We start from the raw sequence: 17,185 nt of genomic DNA, 5'->3' as shown, positions 1-17,185 counted from the left end.
CGATGGCCTGGGAAAGCCAGCGTCAGGTAGATCTCGACCGGCTTGACCAGCACCTGGGCGTTGATCTGGTTGGCGATGAAGCTCAACTCGGACAGGCCGATGATGGTGCCCAGCGACGTCTCCTTGATGGTCGCGACGAATTGGTTGATCAACGAGGGCAGCATGTGGCGCAGCGCCTGGGGCAGCAGCACCGAGCGCAGCGTCTGGGCGTGCCTCATGCCCAGTGACATCGACGCCTGCAGCTGGCCGCTCGGCAGGGCCTGGATGCCCGCGTGGACTATCTCTGCGAGGTAGGCGGCGTCAAAGACGATCCGCGCGATCAGCATGGTCCAGAACTGGTCGGTCTTGTGGCCAGTGACCGTGGGCAGGAAGAAGTACGCCCAGAACATCACCATCAGCAGTGGCGCGCCGCGCACCACCCAGACCCAGCCGGTCGCCGGCAGGCGCAGCTAGCGCCTGGGGCTGAAGCGCGCCAGGCTCGGCAGCACGCCCAGCGGCAACGCCAGCACTGATGGTGACGACCTTCTTGCCGCTCAACACCGCGAGTTCTGGATGCCGCTATCGGCTTTGACCAGCACCTTCTGGCCGGTGACGAAGGCGATCAGCGAGAAGTCGATGACTGCCGCGCCTTCCTTGTTGTGGGTGAGCGACGCGGCCAACAGGTCGACTGGCCTTGCTGCAGCTCGGGGATGCGGGCAGCCACGGCGGGTTGCTTGATCTGCAGTTTTGATGGCCAGACGGGTAGCGGGTGATTACGCGGCGGAAGAGAGTCATCTGGATTCCTGGAGAAAAAGTGGGCGCATGCTAGGAATCACATAAGCCGCCGCGAAGACGCTTTTCGCATTTGCGTGTGAGCGGGGCACGGCCCAGAACCGCGCAAGCTCATGCGAAAAATGGGATTGCACGCGAAGTCTCCCTTCGTATCCTGCGAGGTCCAGCCTAAATTGGCCGCGCCCGACACGCGGCCCGATCCGTCATGACTGCTCGCCCCCCGCTCGAGGCCCGGCCCGCCGTGCTGGACCTCATCGGCAACACGCCGCTGTTGCCCGTGCAGCGCCTGGACACCGGCCCGTGCCAGCTCTTCCTCAAGCTCGAATCCCAGAACCCCGGCGGCTCCATCAAGGACCGCATCGGCCTGGCAATGATCGAGACCGCCGAGCGCGAGGGCCTGCTCAAGCCCGGCGGCACGGTGGTCGAAGCCACCGCCGGCAACACCGGGCTGGGCCTGGCGCTGGTCGCCCGTGCCAAGGGCTACGAAGTGGCTCTGGTGGTGCCCGACAAGATGTCTGCCGAGAAGGTGCTGCAGCTCAAGGCGCTCGGCGCCCGAGTGCACCTGACCCGCTCCGACGTCGGCAAGGGCCACCCGGCCTATTACCAGGACGTCGCCGCCCGCCTGGTGCGCGAGATCCCCGGCGCCTGGTATGCCGACCAGTTCAACAACCCCGCCAACCCGCTGGCCCACGAGACGACCACCGCACCAGAGATCTGGCAGCAGATGGGCCACGACGTCGACGCCATCGTCTGCGGCGTCGGTTCGGGCGGCACGCTCACCGGCCTGTCGCGCTATTTCCAGCGCGTGCAGCCGGGCGTGGAGATGGTGCTGGCCGACCCGGTCGGCTCCATCCTGAAGGACTACATCGACACCGGCAAGTTCGGCGACGCGGGCTCCTGGGCCGTGGAAGGCATCGGCGAGGACTTCATCCCGCCCATCGCCGACCTTCGGCCGGTCCGCACTGCCTACAGCATCAGCGACACCGACAGCTTCGCCACCGCCCGCGAGCTTTACCGCGCCGAGGGCATCCTGGCCGGCTCCTCCACCGGCACGCTGCTGGCCGCGGCGCTGCGCTACTGCCGCGAGCAAAAGACGCCGAAGCGCGTCGTCACCTTCGTCTGCGACACCGGCACGCGCTACCTGTCCAAGGTCTACAACGACCATTGGATGTTCGACCAGGGCCTGCTGACGCGCCCGCGCCTGGGCGACCTGCGCGACCTGATCTCGCGCCCGGTGACCAGCGGCGGCGTCGTGTCTGTCGGCCCGGACGACACGCTGCAGACGGCCTTCTCACGCATGCGCCAGGCCGATGTGTCGCAGCTGCCGGTGCTAGACGGCGGCCGCCTCGTCGGCCTGCTGGACGAGTCCGACCTGCTGGCCCGCCTGCATGCCGATGCCACCGCGTTCGGCGCCCAGGTGCAGAGCGCGATGAACACCGAGGTCATCACGCTGGCACCCAGCGCGTCGCTCACCGAGCTGAACGAGCAGCTGCGCCGCGGCCTCGTCGCCGTCATCGCGGACGACACCGGCTTCCACGGCCTCGTCACCCGCTTCGACCTCATCAACCACTTGCGCAAGGAGGTCGCGCGATGAGCGATGACACCCGCCTGGACTTCAACACCCGCGTCATCCACGCCGGCCAGACGCCCGACGCCGTCACCGGCGCCGTCATGCCGCCCATCTCGGTCAGCTCAACCTACCGCCAGCACGGCCCCGGCGAGCACACCGGCTACGAGTACGGTCGAACCCACAACCCGACCCGCCAGGCCTGGGAGCGCGCCGTCGCCGACCTCGAAGGAGGCGCGCAGGCCTTTGCCTTCGCCTCCGGCTTGGCCGCCATGGCGACAGTGCTGGACACCCTGCCCGCCGGCGCCCACATCGTCGCCGGCGACGACCTCTACGGCGGCAGCTATCGCCTCTTCGAGCGGGTGCGCAAGCACAGCGCCGGCCTGCGCGTGAGCTATGTGGACAGCCGCGACACCGAGGCGGTGCGCGCCGCGCTGCAGCCCGACACGAAACTGATCTGGATCGAGACGCCCAGCAACCCGCTGCTGCGGCTGAGCGACCTATCGGCCACGGCCAAGCTCGCCCGCGAGCACGGCGCGCTGGCCGTGGCCGACAACACCTTCGCCAGCCCCTGGGCGCAACGCCCGCTGGAGCTGGGCTTCGACCTCGTCGTGCATTCGGCCACCAAATACCTCAACGGCCACAGCGACGTCATCGGCGGCATCGCCGTCGTCGGTGGCGAGCCGCGCCAGGCGGCGCTGCGCGAGAAGCTCGAGTTCCTGCACAACGCCGTCGGATCGGTGGCCGGGCCCTTCGACAGCTTCCTGGCGCTGCGTGGCCTCAAGACGCTGGCATTGCGCATGGAGAGGCACAACGCCAGCGCCGCCGAATTGGCCGCCTGGCTCAGTGCCCAGCCCCAGGTCGAACGCGTGCTCTACCCCGGGCTGGAGAGCCACCCGCAGCACGCCCTGGCCAAGCGCCAGATGCGCGGCGGCGGCGGCATGATCAGCGTCGCGCTGAAAACCGACCTGGCCGGTGCGCGCCGCTTTCTGCAGCGCGTAGAGCTGTTCACGCTGGCCGAGAGCCTGGGCGGTGTCGAGAGCCTGATCTCACTGCCGGCGCTGATGACCCACGCCTCCATCCCGCCCGAGACGCGGGCGCGTCTGGGCATCACCGACTCGCTGGTGCGGCTGTCGGTCGGTATCGAGGCCACGGACGACCTGCGTCGCGACCTGGCCACCGCCCTGGCAGTGATCTAGCGGTAGAAGTAGTAAGCGGCCGTGTAGGCCACACGCGCCTGCTGGCCCAGCTTCTCGGTGGTGCAGTGTTCGGCGGGTTCGACACCGCCGCCGGTGTTCAAGCGCTGGATGCTGCGCACATTGGCGAACACGCCGCTGCCGCTGTTGCTCTTGGCGGCCAGCAGCAGCCACGGAATGGCGGTCTCGGGCGTGGGGCTGGGTGCGCGTGCCTTGACCTCGCCGACGACCCGGCTGCCGTCCGGTGCCTCCCAGGTCGGGCCGGCGTAATGCTTGCCCAGCGGGTTGCTGCGCTGGTCGGCCAGCGTGGCCTCGGGCGCGCGAAACACCCAGCCCGGGCCGCTGCCATCGGCCTTGGCGGCGCAGTCGTAGATCTGCACGCCGCTGGCCAGCGCTTCCATGACGAAGGTCTGGCCGGCGGGCGGCTGCAGATTCGCGGGCGCCTGTGGCGGTTGAGGCGCAGATGCGCAGGCAGCCAGCATCAGGACGGGAGACAGGGCGAACACGACGCGCATGGAAGGCCTTTGAAACGGAGGAGCCCGCAGTCTAGGAAGCCGCAGGTCCGCAGTCGCCCCCTATCATCGACCGCCATGCCAGCCACGCTCTCCGGTCAACTCGTCGTCGCCATCTCGTCACGCGCCCTCTTCGACTTCGAGGCCGAGAACGAGGTCTTCGAGGCCGGCGATGACCATGCCTACATGGCCCTGCAGCAACAGCGCCTGGACGAACCGGCACCGCCCGGCGTGGCCTTTTCGCTGGTGGAGAAGCTGCTGGCCTTCAATGCCGGCGGTGCGCCTCAGGTGGAGGTGGTCGTGCTGTCGCGCAACGACCCGATCTCGGGCATGCGCGTGTTCCGCTCGGCCAAGCACTACGGCCTGCCCATCGAGCGCGGCGTGTTCACGCGCGGTGCCTCGCCGTGGCGCTATTTGAAGCCGCTGTCGGCCCAGCTGTTCCTGTCTACCAATGAGGCCGACGTGCGCCAGGCGCTGGGCGCCGGTGTGGCGGCGGCGCGGGTGATGCCGCTGGCGGCGCGCGCCTCAGCAGCGCATCCCAAGGAATTGCGCATCGCCTTCGACGGCGACGCGGTGCTGTTCTCCGACGAAGCGGAGCAGGTGTTCCAGCGCGACGGCCTGGCGGCCTTTCGCGAGCATGAGCTGCAGCGCGCCCACCTGCCGCTGCAGGCCGGGCCGTTCAAGCCGATGCTGGAGGCGCTGCACCGGCTGCAGCATTCGCACGCAAACGGCATGAAGGTGCGCACCGCCCTCGTCACGGCCCGCAGCGCGCCGGCTCACGAGCGCGCCCTGCGTACGCTGATGGACTGGCAGATCGAGATCGACGAGGCCATGTTCCTCGGCGGCCTGGCCAAGGGCGAATTCCTGCGCGAGTTCGAGCCCGACTTCTTCTTCGACGATCAGGTCGGCCACATCACCAGCGCCGCGGCCCATGTGCCGGCGGGTCATGTGGCGATGGGCGTGGCTAGCTGATCAGCGCCAGGCCCAGGCTCCTTTCGGCCAGCCAGACGAGGGCCAGCGCTGCGACGGCGCTCGAGCCGCCGGGCACGATCCAGCGCCGGTAGACGGTCGCCGAGCGCAGCGCCAGCGCCAGCGGCAACAGCAACGCCACCACGGCAAGCTGGCCCAGCTCAACACCGAGGTTGAAGCCGAGCAGCGGCAGCACGAGCTCACCGCCGCGCAGTCCCAGGTCCTTCAACGGCCCGGCGAAACCCACGCCGTGTACCAAGCCGAAAAGACCCACCATGCTCCAGCGCGGCCCCGGCACGAAGGGCCGCAGGTTGTCGACCGCGGCGAGCAGCACGGTCAGAGCGATCAGCGACTCGACCACGGCGGCCGGTGGATCGATGGCGCCGCTGGCCGCGAGTGCCAGCGTGATGGAGTGGGCGAGGGTGAAGGCGGTGACGAGCTTGAGCGTCTCGGCCAGCGCGGCGCGGCCGCTGGCACGCGGCGCCCAACCCTTGCCCTCGCGCCGCCAGACGGCCACCAGCAGCAGCGTGACGAGGAAGAGCACATGGTCCAGGCCGCTGGCGATGTGGGCCATGCCTTCGACGACGAAGCCGCCAAAGCCGCGGCTGTGCAGGTTCAGGCGCTGCGGGCCGGCGCCGGGCGTCAGCACCAGCGGCTCGCCGGCCGCGCCGACGAGGCGGGCCAGGCCGCGGTGGGCGGCGTCGGTGGTGGCGAAAAGTTGGTAGTCGATGTCGAGTTCATGCACGGGCGCCGCGCAGCGCCAGTGGCTGACGAGCACGGCATGCGTGCCATCGCTGTGCTCGTCGAGCTGCGGCTGGGCGCGGTCTTGCAGCGCGCAGGCCGCGCCATCGGCCGTGAAACGCAGGCCGGTGTTGGCCAGGGCCTCGATGGCGGGCCAGCGCTGCCGCACCTCGCCCCAGGCCAATCTGCCGTCGCCATCGGCGTCCAGCGCCAGATCGCGGTCGAGGTCGCGCAGCGCGATGTCCAGGCGCTGCTCGACCTCCGTGCCGTCGACACGATAGACGAGATAGGCCTCGCTGGCCTGGTGGGCCCGCGCCGCGCCGCACAGCAGCAGCGCCAGCCACAGCAAGCAACGACGGATCACGGCACAAAGCTCCTGTCGAGAGCGGCAAGGCGTGCATCCTGCCAGCCCTTGTCGCGCAGCACGCGCGCGAGCTGCTGGCGCGTCGCATCACCGTCACGGGCGGCGGCCAGGGCGGCGCGCAGCAGCAGCACGGCGTCGACCGGCTCCCGCTGCATCGCCCAGTTCAGCTGCGCCAGGCGCAGGGCCTCGCGCGGCTGCTGGTCGACGTCCAGCGCAAAGCGGGCCTGTTCACGCGCATGCTTGCCCGGTTCGCGGCGGTCGGCGGCAGCGAGGCGCTCGCGCATCAGTGCGGCCGGCGTCGACGCATCGCGGCCGAGCTGGCGCAAGGCGATGACCTGGCGCAGCAGCAGCGCGTCGGCCTCGGCATCGGGGCTGCGCTCGATCAGCACCAGCGCCTCGGCGGCGCGGTTGCGGGCCAGCAGCCAGTCGGCCAGCGCGGCGCGCGTGTAGACCTCGTCCTCACCGGCCAGCGCGGCACGGTAGAGGGCAGGCGCGGTGGTCTCGTTGCCGAGGCGCTCGGCCAGCTCGGCGCGCATCAGTGCAAGCCAGGGCGCGATGGACCGGCCGGGGTTGAGCTGGGCCAGCGTCTGCGCGGCCGCCTGGCCCTGGCCCGACAGGCTGGCCAGCTCGGCCAGGCAGGCGGTGGCCGGTAAGGAGGCCAGGGGCTGGAGCTGGTCGCACAGGGCGCGGGCCTGCGTAAGCTCGGCGCGCAGCTGGTGCAGGGCGGCTGCGTCGAGCAGGGCCTGGGCGCGCTGGTCGGGCGTCAGGTCTGGGCGCGCCAGCAGGCGCTTCAGCTCGGCCAGGGCCGGCTCGAATTCGTGCCGCGCCTGCAGCACGCGGGCGCGCAGCAGCACGGCGTCGGCCGGCGCATCGGCCTGGCGCCACCAGGGCGCGAGTGCCGCCTGCGCAGCGCCAAGCTCGCGCGGGTCGCCATGCACGCGGGCGCGCTGCAGCGCCGCGCGGGCGGCGGCTACGGCGAGCTGCAGCTGTGCTGGGTCGCGCGCCAAGGCCGCACGGCGCTGACGCTCGGGCGCGTCGATGCGGTAAGGCAGGCGCTGCACGATCTCGGCGTCGTCCTTCGGAACGAAGGGTTCGGCCAAGACCGGCAGCGTCAGCGGCAACGCCAACAGCAGCGCCAGCAGGGGCTTCACAGCGTCTGCGGCTCTTCCGTTTCGCTGACCGACACCGCCACCGTCGGCAGCGTCAGCGCCTCCGTGGTCTCGTCGTCGGTCTTCTGCGCCTTCAGGTAGGCGACCAGGGCCGTCGACGACGCCACGGCGCTGTCGGGCACCGCAGTGGGAGCCGGCGGCGGTGGGGGCGGCGGGCTGATGATTTCAGTGTCGCTGTCACTGCCGCCGCAGGCAGCCAGCACGAGCACGGCGCCGGCGGCAACCGCGGCAGTCTTGCGGGTCAACATGGCGGCCCCTTTCACTTGGTGCCCGGGATGGGCGTGTTGAGATAGGGGAAGCCGCTGAGCAGCGGGACGACGGCCTGGTCGACCGCATCGTGCAGCTTGAAGCTGTTGGCGCCCAGGGGCACGGCGCTGGGCTTGCAGGCCGCGCCGAAGCCAAGCTTGTCGGTGTCGCCGTTGGCCACGCACAGGCCGCCCATGACGGCCACCAGCGAGATGTCGACGACGTCGTCCTTGGGCCGGCGGCCGTTGGGGTAGCCGGCGTTGTCATTGCCCGCGGCGAGGATGTTGCCGACGATGCCCAACCGGTTTTGCTGCGCGAAGGCCACCGGCGCGATGGCCGTGTTCAGGCGCAGCATCTCCGAGGCCGTCACGGTCTTTTGCTGGTTGACGCCCTTGATGCCGGTCAGGAAGGTCGTGACCAGGTCATTGCGGGGGAAGTTGGTCGGCGCCGTGTTGGGCAGGGCCAGCGCGATCTCAAGCAGGGCCGGCAGGGTCGGGTTGGTCACATAGTCGGCGAACTGGCCGTCGCCCGAGGGCTTGGACGAGTTGAACTTGTCCTTGTCCTTCAGGCCGATGACGACCTCGTTGACCAGCGGCATGCCCAGGCGCGAGACCTGCACCCAGGCGCCGCCCGCTTTCTCGCTGGCCTGGTGGCCACTGCCCGGCTTGGGGTCGAGCAGGCGGCCCTGGCGCAGGCTGGCCGTCGTCCAGCCGCCGATGACGTCGTCGGTCGCGCTCTTCAGGCAGTCCTTGTGCACTTCCAGTGCCAGCGTGGTGACGTTCTTGTCGCCGATGGTGTTGGGCGCGGCGTTGATCAGCGACGGGTCGGTGATGACGGAGACTGGTGCGTTGACCAGATCGAAGATGGTGCCGAGGTTGACGGCGAACGGATCCTGGCGCTGACCGACGAAGACCTTGGCCGGCGTGCTGCAGCCCGGGATGGTGACGGGATAGACATGCTTGGCCGCGTAGGCGGCGTAGTCGGCAATCGTCTTCTTGCCGATGTTGTCGACCGGCTTGTCGAAGCTCGTCGCGCCGCTGGTGGCATGCGTGACCGCCTGCGCCGTGCCGCTGCGGCGGTCGCCGCGCACCACGGTCAGCGTGTAGCTCTCATTGAGTTGCAGGTTGGCGTCCTTGACGTTGGCCACGGCACCCGACTGGATCAGCGGGATGCCAACCATCTTGCCGCCCACATTGAGCGAGGTGCCGGCGCCGCTGTTGGACAGCATGTTCTTGAAGCGGAACTGGAAGGTGATGTGTTCCTTGGCGTCGCCGACGTTGTCCACATGGATCTCGTAGAGCGCGTTCGGGTCCATCGAGAAGTAGTTCGGGCCGCCATAGCCATCCTGCAGCGGCTGGTAGTTGGCGATCAGCGTGACGTAGCCGGCGCGGCCCGTCTCATAGCTGTTGAACATGTAGAAGTCCGTCGCATCGACCTTCGGCACGGTCGTGATGAAGGGGGCTTCGCGGTGGCTGGAGGCCTGGGCGCCAGCGGCCAGGCAGAGCAGCGCCGTCGCCAGTGCGCTGCGGGTGAGACGAGCTTTCATCGGGGGCATCCTGTGGGGCAATGCCGGCATGGCATCTGGGCGGTGTTACGCGCCCAGTCGCCCTCCGGATTCACCCGATGTGACGAATCGCCTGCCGTCCCCCTAGCAACACAATGGCGGCCCTCATCAGGAGAGCCCCCATGTCTCGCTTCCGTCCCGCCGCGCTGGCTGCGGTCCTGTGCGCCACGAGCGCCTGGGCCGGCACCAGCGGCTTCTATCGCCAGCCCGCGCTGCGTGGCGATGTCGTCTATCTTGTCGCCGAGGGCGACCTGTGGCGAGTCAATGGCCAGGGCGGCGAAGCCCAGCGCCTGACGACGCACAACGGCCAGGAGAGCCAGCCAGCCGTGTCGCCAGACGGCCAGTGGATGGCCTTCACGGGCCAGTACGACGGCGGCACCGAGATCTACCTGATGCCGGTTGCCGGCGGCCCGCCCAGGCGCCTGACCTGGGAAGGTGGCGGCATGCGCGTCTGGGGCTTCACGGCCGCCGGTGAAGTGCTCTACACCAGCCTTGACGCCCGCCCTGGCAGCCAGCTCTTCGCCATCGACGTGAAGACCGGCCAGCGCCGCCAGCTGCCCGTCGGCCAGGCCAGCGATGCCGCCCTGAGCGACGACGGCAGGACGCTGTACTTCACGCGCAGCGGCCTGCGCAGCGACAACGCCCGCCAATACCGCGGCGGCGCCATCGCACGGCTGTGGTCCATGGACATGGCGGAAAAATCCGAGGCCAGGCCGCTGATTGCCGAAGGCAACAACGACCGCCGGCCCCTGCCCTACCGGATCGGTGCTGCGCAGCGGGTCGCCTTCCTGTCCGACCGCGACGGCACCGTCAACCTCTGGTCGGTCAACGCCCAGGGCGGCGACCTGCGCCAGCACACCACGCACAAGGGCTGGGACATCCGCCATGCCGCCATCGACGGCAGCCGCGTCGTCTATGCATTGGGGGCGGACCTCTACCTCGTCGACCTGGCGCAGGGCGCCGGCGCGAAGAAGCTCGACATCAGCCTGGGCGGCGACTTCGACCAGCAGCGCGAGCGCTGGATCAAGAAGCCGCAGGACTTCCTGACCGACACGTCCTTCGCCCCCAATGGCGAGCGCGTGCTGCTGGCCGCGCGCGGTCACCTCGCGACGCAGGGCGTGCAGCAGCTGCGCCGCGCCGAGCTGCCGCAGCCGGCCGATGGCCGCTGCAAGAAGGGCGAGTTCAGCAGCGACAGCAAGAGCGTCTTCGCCGTCTGCGACTTCAGCGGCGAGACGGAGATCTGGCGCTTCGCCGCCAATGGCACCGGCCTGCCCGAACGCATCACCAGTGGCGCCCCCAGTGGCCAGGTCACGCAGCGCCGTGACCTGCTGCCGTCACCGGATGGCCGCTGGCTGGCACACACGGACAAGGAAGGCGCCGTCTGGCTGACCGACCTGAAAGCCAGGACGACCCGTGAGATCGCGCGCAGCACCATCGGCGACCCGCCACACCTGCAAGGCTGGAGCCCCGACGGCCAGGCCCTGGCTTGGACGCTGTCGCTGCACCACCCCGACCGCAGCCAGCTGCAGCTCTACGGCACGGCCGACGGTCGCACCCACACGTTGACCACAGATCGCTACGACAGCGGCGCCGCGGCCTTCAGCCCGGACGGGCAGTGGCTCTACTTCGCGTCCAACCGCAACTTCGCGACCACCGGCAACGGCAGCCCTTGGGGTGACCGCAACACCGGGGCCTTCTTCGGCTTCCGCGCCAAGCTCTACGCGCTGGCCTTGCAGCCGGGCCTGCGTTCGCCGTTCGCGGCCAAGGACGAACTGGAGTCGGCCACCGAGAAGAAGGCCGACGAGCAACGCGCCGAGGACAAGAAGGCCACGGACAAGGAACCCACCGAGCGCAAGCCCGATACCAAGGACGGTAAGGACAAGAAGCCGGCCGCCGACAAGAAAGGCAAGCCGATCATCCAGTTCGAAGGGCTGGCGGGGCGCCTGTACGAGCTGCCGGTGGCGGCCGGCAACTACCGCGAGCTGAGAGTGGACGGCAAGCGCCTTTGGTTCCTGGACCGCGACCTGGAGGGAAAAAGCCAGCTCAAATCCATAGCCATCGACAACCAGGGCGGCCCGGCCGAGATCCTGGCCCACGACGTGCGCAGCTACGACATCAGTGCCGATGGCAAGAAGCTGATGCTGGTACGCAACCAGGGCCAGGGCGCGCCCGAAGTTCTCATCGTGGACGCAGCGCCCAAGCTGCCTACGGACCTGAGCAAGCTGCAGGTGCGCTGGAGCGACTGGCAGATCGCTACCCAGCCGCGCGCCGAGTGGAAGCAGATGTTTGCCGACGCCTGGCGCCTGCACCGCGACCACTTCTACGACGTCAAGATGCACGGCGTGGACTGGGTGGCGGTGCGCGCCAAGTACGAGCCGCTGGTGGACCGCGTGACCGACCGCTTCGAACTGGCCGAGCTGATGGCGCAGATGGTCGGCGAGCTGGGCGCGCTGCACAGCCAGGTCGCCGCCGGCGATACCCGCCCCGCCCCTGATGAACCGGGTCTGGCCGGCCTGGGCGGCCGTTTCTCGCGCGGGCCCGACGGCTGGCGCATCGACGCGATCTACGCACACGAGGCCGAGCTGCCGTCGGAAGCGCCACCGCTGGCTGCGCCGGGGCTGGGCCTGAAGGTGGGCGACGTCATCACGACGGTGAACGGCCGCCCCGCGGCCGAGGCCCCGCACATCCTGGAGCTGCTGCGTGGCCAGGCCGGCCGTCAGGTGCTTCTGGAGGTGAAGCAGGGCGACAGGACCGTGCAGCGAATCGTCACGCCAGTGGCCCAGACGCGCGAGAACCAGCTGCGCTACAACGACTGGCGCGTCAGCCGCGCGCGCGCCGTGGAGCAGGCCGGCCAGGGCCGCATCGGCTACGTGCACCTGCGCGCCATGGGTCCGGCCGACATTGCGGACTTCGTGCGCGAGTTCTATGCCGCCAGCGACCGCGACGGCCTCATCATCGACGTGCGCTACAACAACGGCGGCAACATCGACAGCTGGATCCTGGAGAAGCTGCTGCGCCGCGCCTGGGCCTTCTGGCAACCGCGCTCACCCGCGGGCTCGCCGGTCTACGCCAACATGCAGAACGCCTACCGCGGCCACACGGTGGTGCTGATGAACGAGGACACCTACAGCGACGGCGAAACCTTCGCCGAAGGCTTCAAGCGCCTCAAGCTCGGCCCCGTCATCGGCAAGCGCAGCTCGGGGGCCGGCGTGTGGCTGTCGGACCAGAACCGCCTGATTGACAACGGCATCATGCGCGCCGCCGAGACGGGGCAGGTGGACGCCGAGGGCCACTTCCTCATCGAGGGCATCGGCGTGACACCGGACATCGAGGTCGACAATCTGCCGCGTGCGACGGCGATGGGGCATGACGCGCAGCTGGACGCGGCTCTCGCCGAGCTGAAGCGGCGCATTGCCGAGCAGCCTCTGCAGGTCGTGAGGCCGGGGCCTTATCTGCGACCGGTCAAGCCGTAAAGCGAAAGGGAGGCCGAGGCCTCCCTTTTTCGTGGGATCGCGAAATCACGCGTTGCGGACGAAGCGATGCACCGCCGTCGCCCGGGCCGCGAAGGCACCGCTGAACAGGCCCAGGGCAGCGCTCACAGCGGCCACGAACCAGAGCTCCTGCAGCACATGGGCGCCCATGCCAGTGGCGAAGCCCAGGCCGAACTTGGTCATGAAGATGCCGAGCATCAGGCCGAGCGGCACCCAGCTGCCGGGCATGCGCACGGCAGCACCTTCCCTGGCCAGGCCACGCGGCGCAAACACCGCACCACCGAGAAACAAGACGGCGGCAAAGGCCAGCGCCCAGGCCAGCACCGGAACCAGGCTCGCACCGAATGCCGCGGTGACCCCGTACAGCGACAGCGCCAGCATGGCGACGGCCAGCTTGGCCAGCGTGCCGGGCTGGACGATACGGTCACGCGATTGGCGGTAGCCCAGGATCACCAGGACGGCGAGGACAGCGAAGGGCCAGACGGGGAGGGAGGCGGTCATTTGCGGCAGTCGTTGGGTTGCGATGCCATGGACTGTGCAGATGCCACCGCAGCCGGGCCAACGGCTTGCGACGAATGGACAGGACGCTTCGGGAATCGCCAGCGAGCCGCAGCGAACGGGCGGCTCGCCCGCCGCACCGCCCGTCCCTCAGCTCAGCACGACCCGCGCGAACTTGCGCTTGCCGACCTGCAGCACATGCTCGCCAGCATCGAGCTTCAGCCCCTTGTCGGAGATCACTTCACCCGAACGGCGCACGCCACCCTGCTCCACCATGCGCAGGCCTTCGCCGGTCGAAGCGACGAGGCCGGCCGCCTTCAGCACCTGGGCAAGGCCCATCGGCGCGCCGCTGAGCTGCACCTCGGGGATGTCGTCCGGAATGCCGCCCTTGGCGCGGTTGTTGAAGTCGGCCTCGGCTGCGTCCGCCGCAGCGGCACTGTGGAAGCGCGCCGTGATCTCCTTGGCCAGCATGACCTTGGCATCCTTCGGGTTGCGGCCGGCCTCGACCTCGGCCTTCAGCGCCGCGATCTCGGCCAGCGACTTGAAGGACAGCAGCTCGAACCACTTCCACATCTGCACGTCGCTGATCGACAGGATCTTGGCGAACATGGTGTTGGCCGGTTCGGTGATGCCGATGTAGTTGTTCTTGGACTTGGACATCTTCTCGACGCCGTCCAGGCCTTCGAGCAGCGGCATGGTCAGGATGCACTGCGGCTCCTGGCCATACTCCTGCTGCAGGTGGCGGCCCATCAGCAGGTTGAACTTCTGGTCGGTGCCGCCCAGCTCCAGGTCGCACTTCAGCGCCACCGAGTCATAGCCCTGCATCAGCGGGTAAAGGAACTCGTGCACCGAGATTGGCGTCTGGGCCGCAAAGCGCTTGGTGAAGTCGTCGCGCTCCATCATGCGGGCCACCGTGTACTTGCTGGCCAGCTGGATCATGCCGGCCGCGCCCAGCGGCTCGCTCCACTCGGAGTTGTAGCGGATCTCGGTGCGCGCCGGGTCCAGCACCAGCTTGGCCTGGGCGTAGTAGGTCTCGGCGTTGGCCTGGATCTGCTCCTTGGTCAGCGGCGGGCGTGTCGCGTTGCGGCCCGACGGGTCGCCGATCAGCGAGGTGAAGTCGCCGATCAGGAAGATGACCTGGTGGCCCAGGTCCTGCAATTGGCGCATCTTGTTCAAGACAACCGTGTGACCGACGTGGATGTCGGGCGCCGTCGGGTCCAGGCCCAGCTTGATGCGCAGCGGCACGCCCGTGGCGGCCGAGCGGGCCAGCTTCTTCGTCCACTCGGCCTCCGGCAGCAGTTCGTCGACGCCGCGGCGCGTGACGGCCAGGGCTTCGAGAACGGCATCGGTGATGAGGAATTGCGCAGCAGCGGCCATGGCGGTTCATCGCCCGGCCAGAAGCGGGCGAAATTGTTAAGTTGTTGATCCGTCGGGGTTAACCGGCATGTCGAGTAGGACAAAGCCGTTAGAATTCACCCTTCGTTTGGGGGTGTTGTTTCAACACAACCAATCCAGGGATTTTAAGGGCCGCCCACGAGCGGCCTCAGCGCTGAACCGGCTCGGCCGGGATTGCCCCAGCGACAACCCCGGGAAGACCGAGAGTGACAGCGAGAGTGACTGTTAAGAACCGCCTGAAGCAACTCCAAGCCAGCCTGCAGCATGCCGAGGCCTTTGCCGCCCGGCATCCGCGTGCGCTGACGGCCACCGTCGTCGGCCTGCTGAGCTGCTTCGCCGTGACCGCCTTCGGCATCGCGCCGCTGGCCCCTGACGCCGCCGCGCTGCCCAAGCGCACCCTGGTCGAGACCCTGGCTGCGCCCGACGTCGAGAGCCAGCTCGAGGAGCTGGCCACCCATGCCATCGGCCTGACCCGCGCCGAAGCCACCCGCTCGAGCGACACCCCCGACAGCCTGCTCAAGCGCGCTGGCGCCTTCGACCCGGCAGCCGCCGCCTTTCTGCGGTCCGACCCGCTGGGCCGCCGCGTGCTGCAGGGCCGCGCCGGCAAGATGGTCCACCTGACGGCCGATGCGTCGGGCCAGGTGCAGCAGATCGTTGTGCGCTTCCCGGCCGAGAAGGTGGAGCAGCAAGCAAGTCATTTCACCCGACTGACCATCGAACGCGTCGGCGGTCGCTTTACGGCCCGCACCGAAACGGCGCCGTTGCAGGCCCAGGTGGCCCTGGGCAGCGGCACCATCCGCACCTCGCTGTTCGCCGCCACCGACGACGCCAACATCCCCGACGCCATCGCCTCTCAGATGGCCGACATGTTCTCCGGCGACATCGACTTCCACCGCGAGCTGCGCAAGGGCGACCGCTTCAGCATCGTCTACGAGACCCTGACGGCCGACGGCGAGCCGGTCCCATGGGACGGTGGCGTCGGCCGGCTGCTCGCTGGCGAGTTCACGAACAACGGCCGCACCTATTCGGCGGTCTATTTCAAGGACAGCGCCAGCGGCAAGGCCAGCTTCTTCGGCTTCGACGGCACGAGCAAGCGCCGCGCCTTCCTGGCCAGTCCGATGGAGTTCTCGCGCATCACCAGCGGCTTCGCGATGCGCTTCCATCCCATCATGCAGACCTGGCGCCAGCACAACGGCGTCGACTATGGCGCGCCGACCGGCACGGCCGTGCGTTCGGTGGGCGATGGCACGGTCGAGATGGCCGGCTGGCAGAACGGATTCGGCAACGTCGTGCAGGTGCGCCACGCTGGCGACCGCAGCACGGTCTACGCCCACCTGAGCAAGATCGACGTGAAGAAGGGCCAGCGCATCGAGCAAGGCCAGCGCGTCGGCGCCGTGGGCTCGACCGGCTGGGCCACCGGCCCGCATCTGCACTTCGAGTTCCGCGTTGGCGGCCGCCACATGGACCCGCGCACCATCGCGCGCGCCTCCGAGGCGATCACGCTGCCGAACTACGCCAAGTCGCAGTTCCTGCAGACCGTCGCCAGCGTCAAGACCCAGCTGGCCGTGGCCGAGACCATGGATGGCGTCTCCGCTGCCGACTGAAGCCCGTCAGCTCTACATCGGGCTGATGTCGGGCACCTCGCTCGACGGCATTGACGGCGTGCTCTTCGATGCCCAGGCGCTGACCGTCATCGGCCATGTGCATGCCCCTTTCTCCCACGCGCTGCGCGACGAGCTGCTAGCGTTGAACGCACCCGGCGACAACGAACTGCACCGCGCCGCCCTGGCTGCCAATGCGGTAGCCCGTGCCTATGCCGACGTCGTCTCGCAGCTGCTTGAAGCCACGGGCGTTGCACGCAAGCAGATTGCGGCGCTGGGCGCACATGGCCAGACGGTGCGCCACCGCCCGGATGGCTTCGACGGCTACACGACGCAACTGCTGAACGGCGCCCTGCTGGCCGAGCAGACCGGCATTGACGTCATCTGCGACCTGCGCGGCCGCGACGTCGCCGCCGGCGGCCAGGGTGCGCCGCTGGTGCCGGCCTTCCACCGCGCCGTCTTCAGCGCTGCGCAGACGGACGTGGCGGTGCTGAACCTCGGTGGCATCAGCAACCTCAGCCTGCTCTTTGCGGATGGCCGCACGGGCGGTTTCGACTGCGGCCCTGCCAACTGCCTGATGGATGGCTGGATCGCCCGGCACCGCGGCTTGGCCTACGACGCCAGTGGCGCCTGGGCTGCGACGGGCAAGCTGCTGCCCGAACTGCTGGCGGCATTGCTGGCCGAACCCTGGTTTGCATTGCCGCCGCCCAAGAGCACGGGCCGCGATCTCTTTCATTTGCGCTGGCTGGACGCGAAGCTGACGCCCAGTCTCGCGTCGGAAGATGTGCAGGCAACGCTGCTGGAGCTCAGCGCCCGTTGCGTGGCCGACGCCCTGCACACCACCATGCCGCAGGCCAGTACCTTGATCGCCTGTGGCGGGGGCGCCTTGAACGGCGTGCTGATGGGCCGCCTGGCGGCGCTGCTGCCCGGCGTGGCCGTGCAGACCAGCGCCGCGCACGGCCTGCCGATCGACCAAGTCGAAGCGGCGGCCTTCGCCTGGCTGGCCCAGTGCTTTATCGAGCGCCGGCCGGGCAATCTGCCTGCCGTCACCGGGGCAGCAGGCGCGCGCCTGCTGGGGGCGCTCTACCCCGCCTGACAGCG

General features: G+C 69.1%; 13 protein-coding genes and 2 pseudogenes. 6 read left to right on the top strand and 9 right to left on the bottom strand.

Features of this window, described 5'->3' with window-relative positions; genetic code table 11:
• Positions 1-17: 17 nt before the first annotated feature.
• Both ASC95_RS06550 and ASC95_RS29775 read right to left on the bottom strand, forming a co-directional pair.
• Positions 18-509 (bottom strand): annotated as a pseudogene (locus ASC95_RS06550) (amino acid ABC transporter permease); the annotation flags it as partial.
• A 1-nt stretch (position 510) separates the two neighbouring features.
• Positions 511-718, bottom strand: a pseudogene (locus ASC95_RS29775) (transporter substrate-binding domain-containing protein); the annotation flags it as partial.
• 258 nt (positions 719-976) lie between these two features.
• Here ASC95_RS29775 and ASC95_RS06545 point away from each other — a divergent pair.
• Together ASC95_RS06545 and ASC95_RS06540 are read left to right on the top strand one after the other, a co-directional pair.
• On the top strand, positions 977-2,365 hold the full coding sequence (locus ASC95_RS06545) for a pyridoxal-phosphate dependent enzyme (protein WP_057296891.1): 1,389 nt from the start codon (positions 977-979) through the stop codon (positions 2,363-2,365).
• A complete protein-coding gene (locus ASC95_RS06540; protein WP_057296890.1) occupies positions 2,362-3,537 on the top strand; it encodes a PLP-dependent aspartate aminotransferase family protein in 1,176 nt (391 codons plus the stop codon). The genes ASC95_RS06545 and ASC95_RS06540 overlap by 4 nt, the downstream gene beginning before the upstream one ends.
• Here the strand turns inward: ASC95_RS06540 and ASC95_RS06535 are convergent.
• Positions 3,534-4,049 (bottom strand): DUF3455 domain-containing protein, encoded by a 516-nt coding sequence (locus ASC95_RS06535; RefSeq protein WP_057296889.1) that lies wholly within the window; start codon positions 4,047-4,049, stop codon positions 3,534-3,536. The two genes, ASC95_RS06540 and ASC95_RS06535, sit on opposite strands and share 4 nt — an antisense overlap.
• Positions 4,050-4,124: 75 nt before the next feature.
• Between ASC95_RS06535 and ASC95_RS06530 the strand changes: the two genes are divergently transcribed.
• Positions 4,125-5,018, top strand: a complete 894-nt coding sequence (locus ASC95_RS06530; RefSeq protein ID WP_057296888.1) for a 5'-nucleotidase — start codon at positions 4,125-4,127, stop codon at positions 5,016-5,018.
• On the opposite strand, the gene ASC95_RS06525 is transcribed toward ASC95_RS06530, so the two are convergent.
• The 4 genes from ASC95_RS06525 to ASC95_RS06510 are packed head-to-tail and all read right to left on the bottom strand — an operon-like array spanning position 5,011 to position 9,081.
• Entirely contained in the window at positions 5,011-6,120 is a 1,110-nt protein-coding gene (locus ASC95_RS06525) for a HupE/UreJ family protein (protein WP_235537711.1), read from the bottom strand. The two genes, ASC95_RS06530 and ASC95_RS06525, sit on opposite strands and share 8 nt — an antisense overlap.
• Positions 6,117-7,271, bottom strand: coding sequence for a hypothetical protein (locus ASC95_RS06520; protein WP_057296886.1), 1,155 nt, complete (start codon positions 7,269-7,271; stop codon positions 6,117-6,119). Before ASC95_RS06520 ends, ASC95_RS06525 begins: the two co-directional genes overlap by 4 nt.
• Positions 7,268-7,537 carry a hypothetical protein gene (locus ASC95_RS06515; RefSeq protein WP_057296885.1) on the bottom strand — a complete coding sequence of 90 codons (270 nt, stop codon included), beginning with the start codon at positions 7,535-7,537 and terminating at the stop codon, positions 7,268-7,270. Before ASC95_RS06515 ends, ASC95_RS06520 begins: the two co-directional genes overlap by 4 nt.
• Positions 7,538-7,548: 11 nt before the next feature.
• Positions 7,549-9,081 (bottom strand): DUF4331 domain-containing protein, encoded by a 1,533-nt coding sequence (locus ASC95_RS06510; RefSeq protein ID WP_082567520.1) that lies wholly within the window; start codon positions 9,079-9,081, stop codon positions 7,549-7,551.
• Positions 9,082-9,221: 140 nt separating this feature from the next.
• On the opposite strand from ASC95_RS06510, the gene ASC95_RS06505 reads away from it, so the two are divergent.
• Positions 9,222-12,572, top strand: coding sequence for a S41 family peptidase (locus tag ASC95_RS06505; protein WP_057296883.1), 3,351 nt, complete (start codon positions 9,222-9,224; stop codon positions 12,570-12,572).
• 45 nt (positions 12,573-12,617) lie between these two features.
• Here ASC95_RS06505 and ASC95_RS06500 read toward each other — a convergent pair whose 3' ends face one another.
• The gene (locus tag ASC95_RS06500; protein WP_057296882.1) at positions 12,618-13,091 is read right to left on the bottom strand and encodes a DUF6622 family protein; all 474 of its coding nucleotides are present in this window, start codon (positions 13,089-13,091) and stop codon (positions 12,618-12,620) included.
• Positions 13,092-13,238: 147 nt separating this feature from the next.
• Positions 13,239-14,465 carry a tyrosine--tRNA ligase gene (tyrS, locus tag ASC95_RS06495; RefSeq protein ID WP_057296881.1) on the bottom strand — a complete coding sequence of 409 codons (1,227 nt, stop codon included), beginning with the start codon at positions 14,463-14,465 and terminating at the stop codon, positions 13,239-13,241.
• A 236-nt stretch (positions 14,466-14,701) separates the two neighbouring features.
• Here tyrS and ASC95_RS06490 point away from each other — a divergent pair, with 236 nt between their 5' ends.
• Positions 14,702-16,087: a M23 family metallopeptidase gene (locus ASC95_RS06490; RefSeq protein ID WP_235537710.1), complete on the top strand. Its 1,386-nt coding sequence runs from the start codon at positions 14,702-14,704 to the stop codon at positions 16,085-16,087.
• Positions 16,065-17,180: an anhydro-N-acetylmuramic acid kinase gene (locus tag ASC95_RS06485; RefSeq protein WP_057296879.1), complete on the top strand. Its 1,116-nt coding sequence runs from the start codon at positions 16,065-16,067 to the stop codon at positions 17,178-17,180. The genes ASC95_RS06490 and ASC95_RS06485 overlap by 23 nt, the downstream gene beginning before the upstream one ends.
• The last annotated feature ends 5 nt before the right edge of the window (positions 17,181-17,185 follow it).

Origin of the sequence: Pelomonas sp. Root1217 (assembly GCF_001425705.1) — a bacterium.
Taxonomy (GTDB): Bacteria; Pseudomonadota; Gammaproteobacteria; order Burkholderiales; family Burkholderiaceae_C; genus Pelomonas.
Note: the sequence above shows the minus strand (reverse complement) of the source record. Positions and strands in the feature narration are given on the sequence as shown.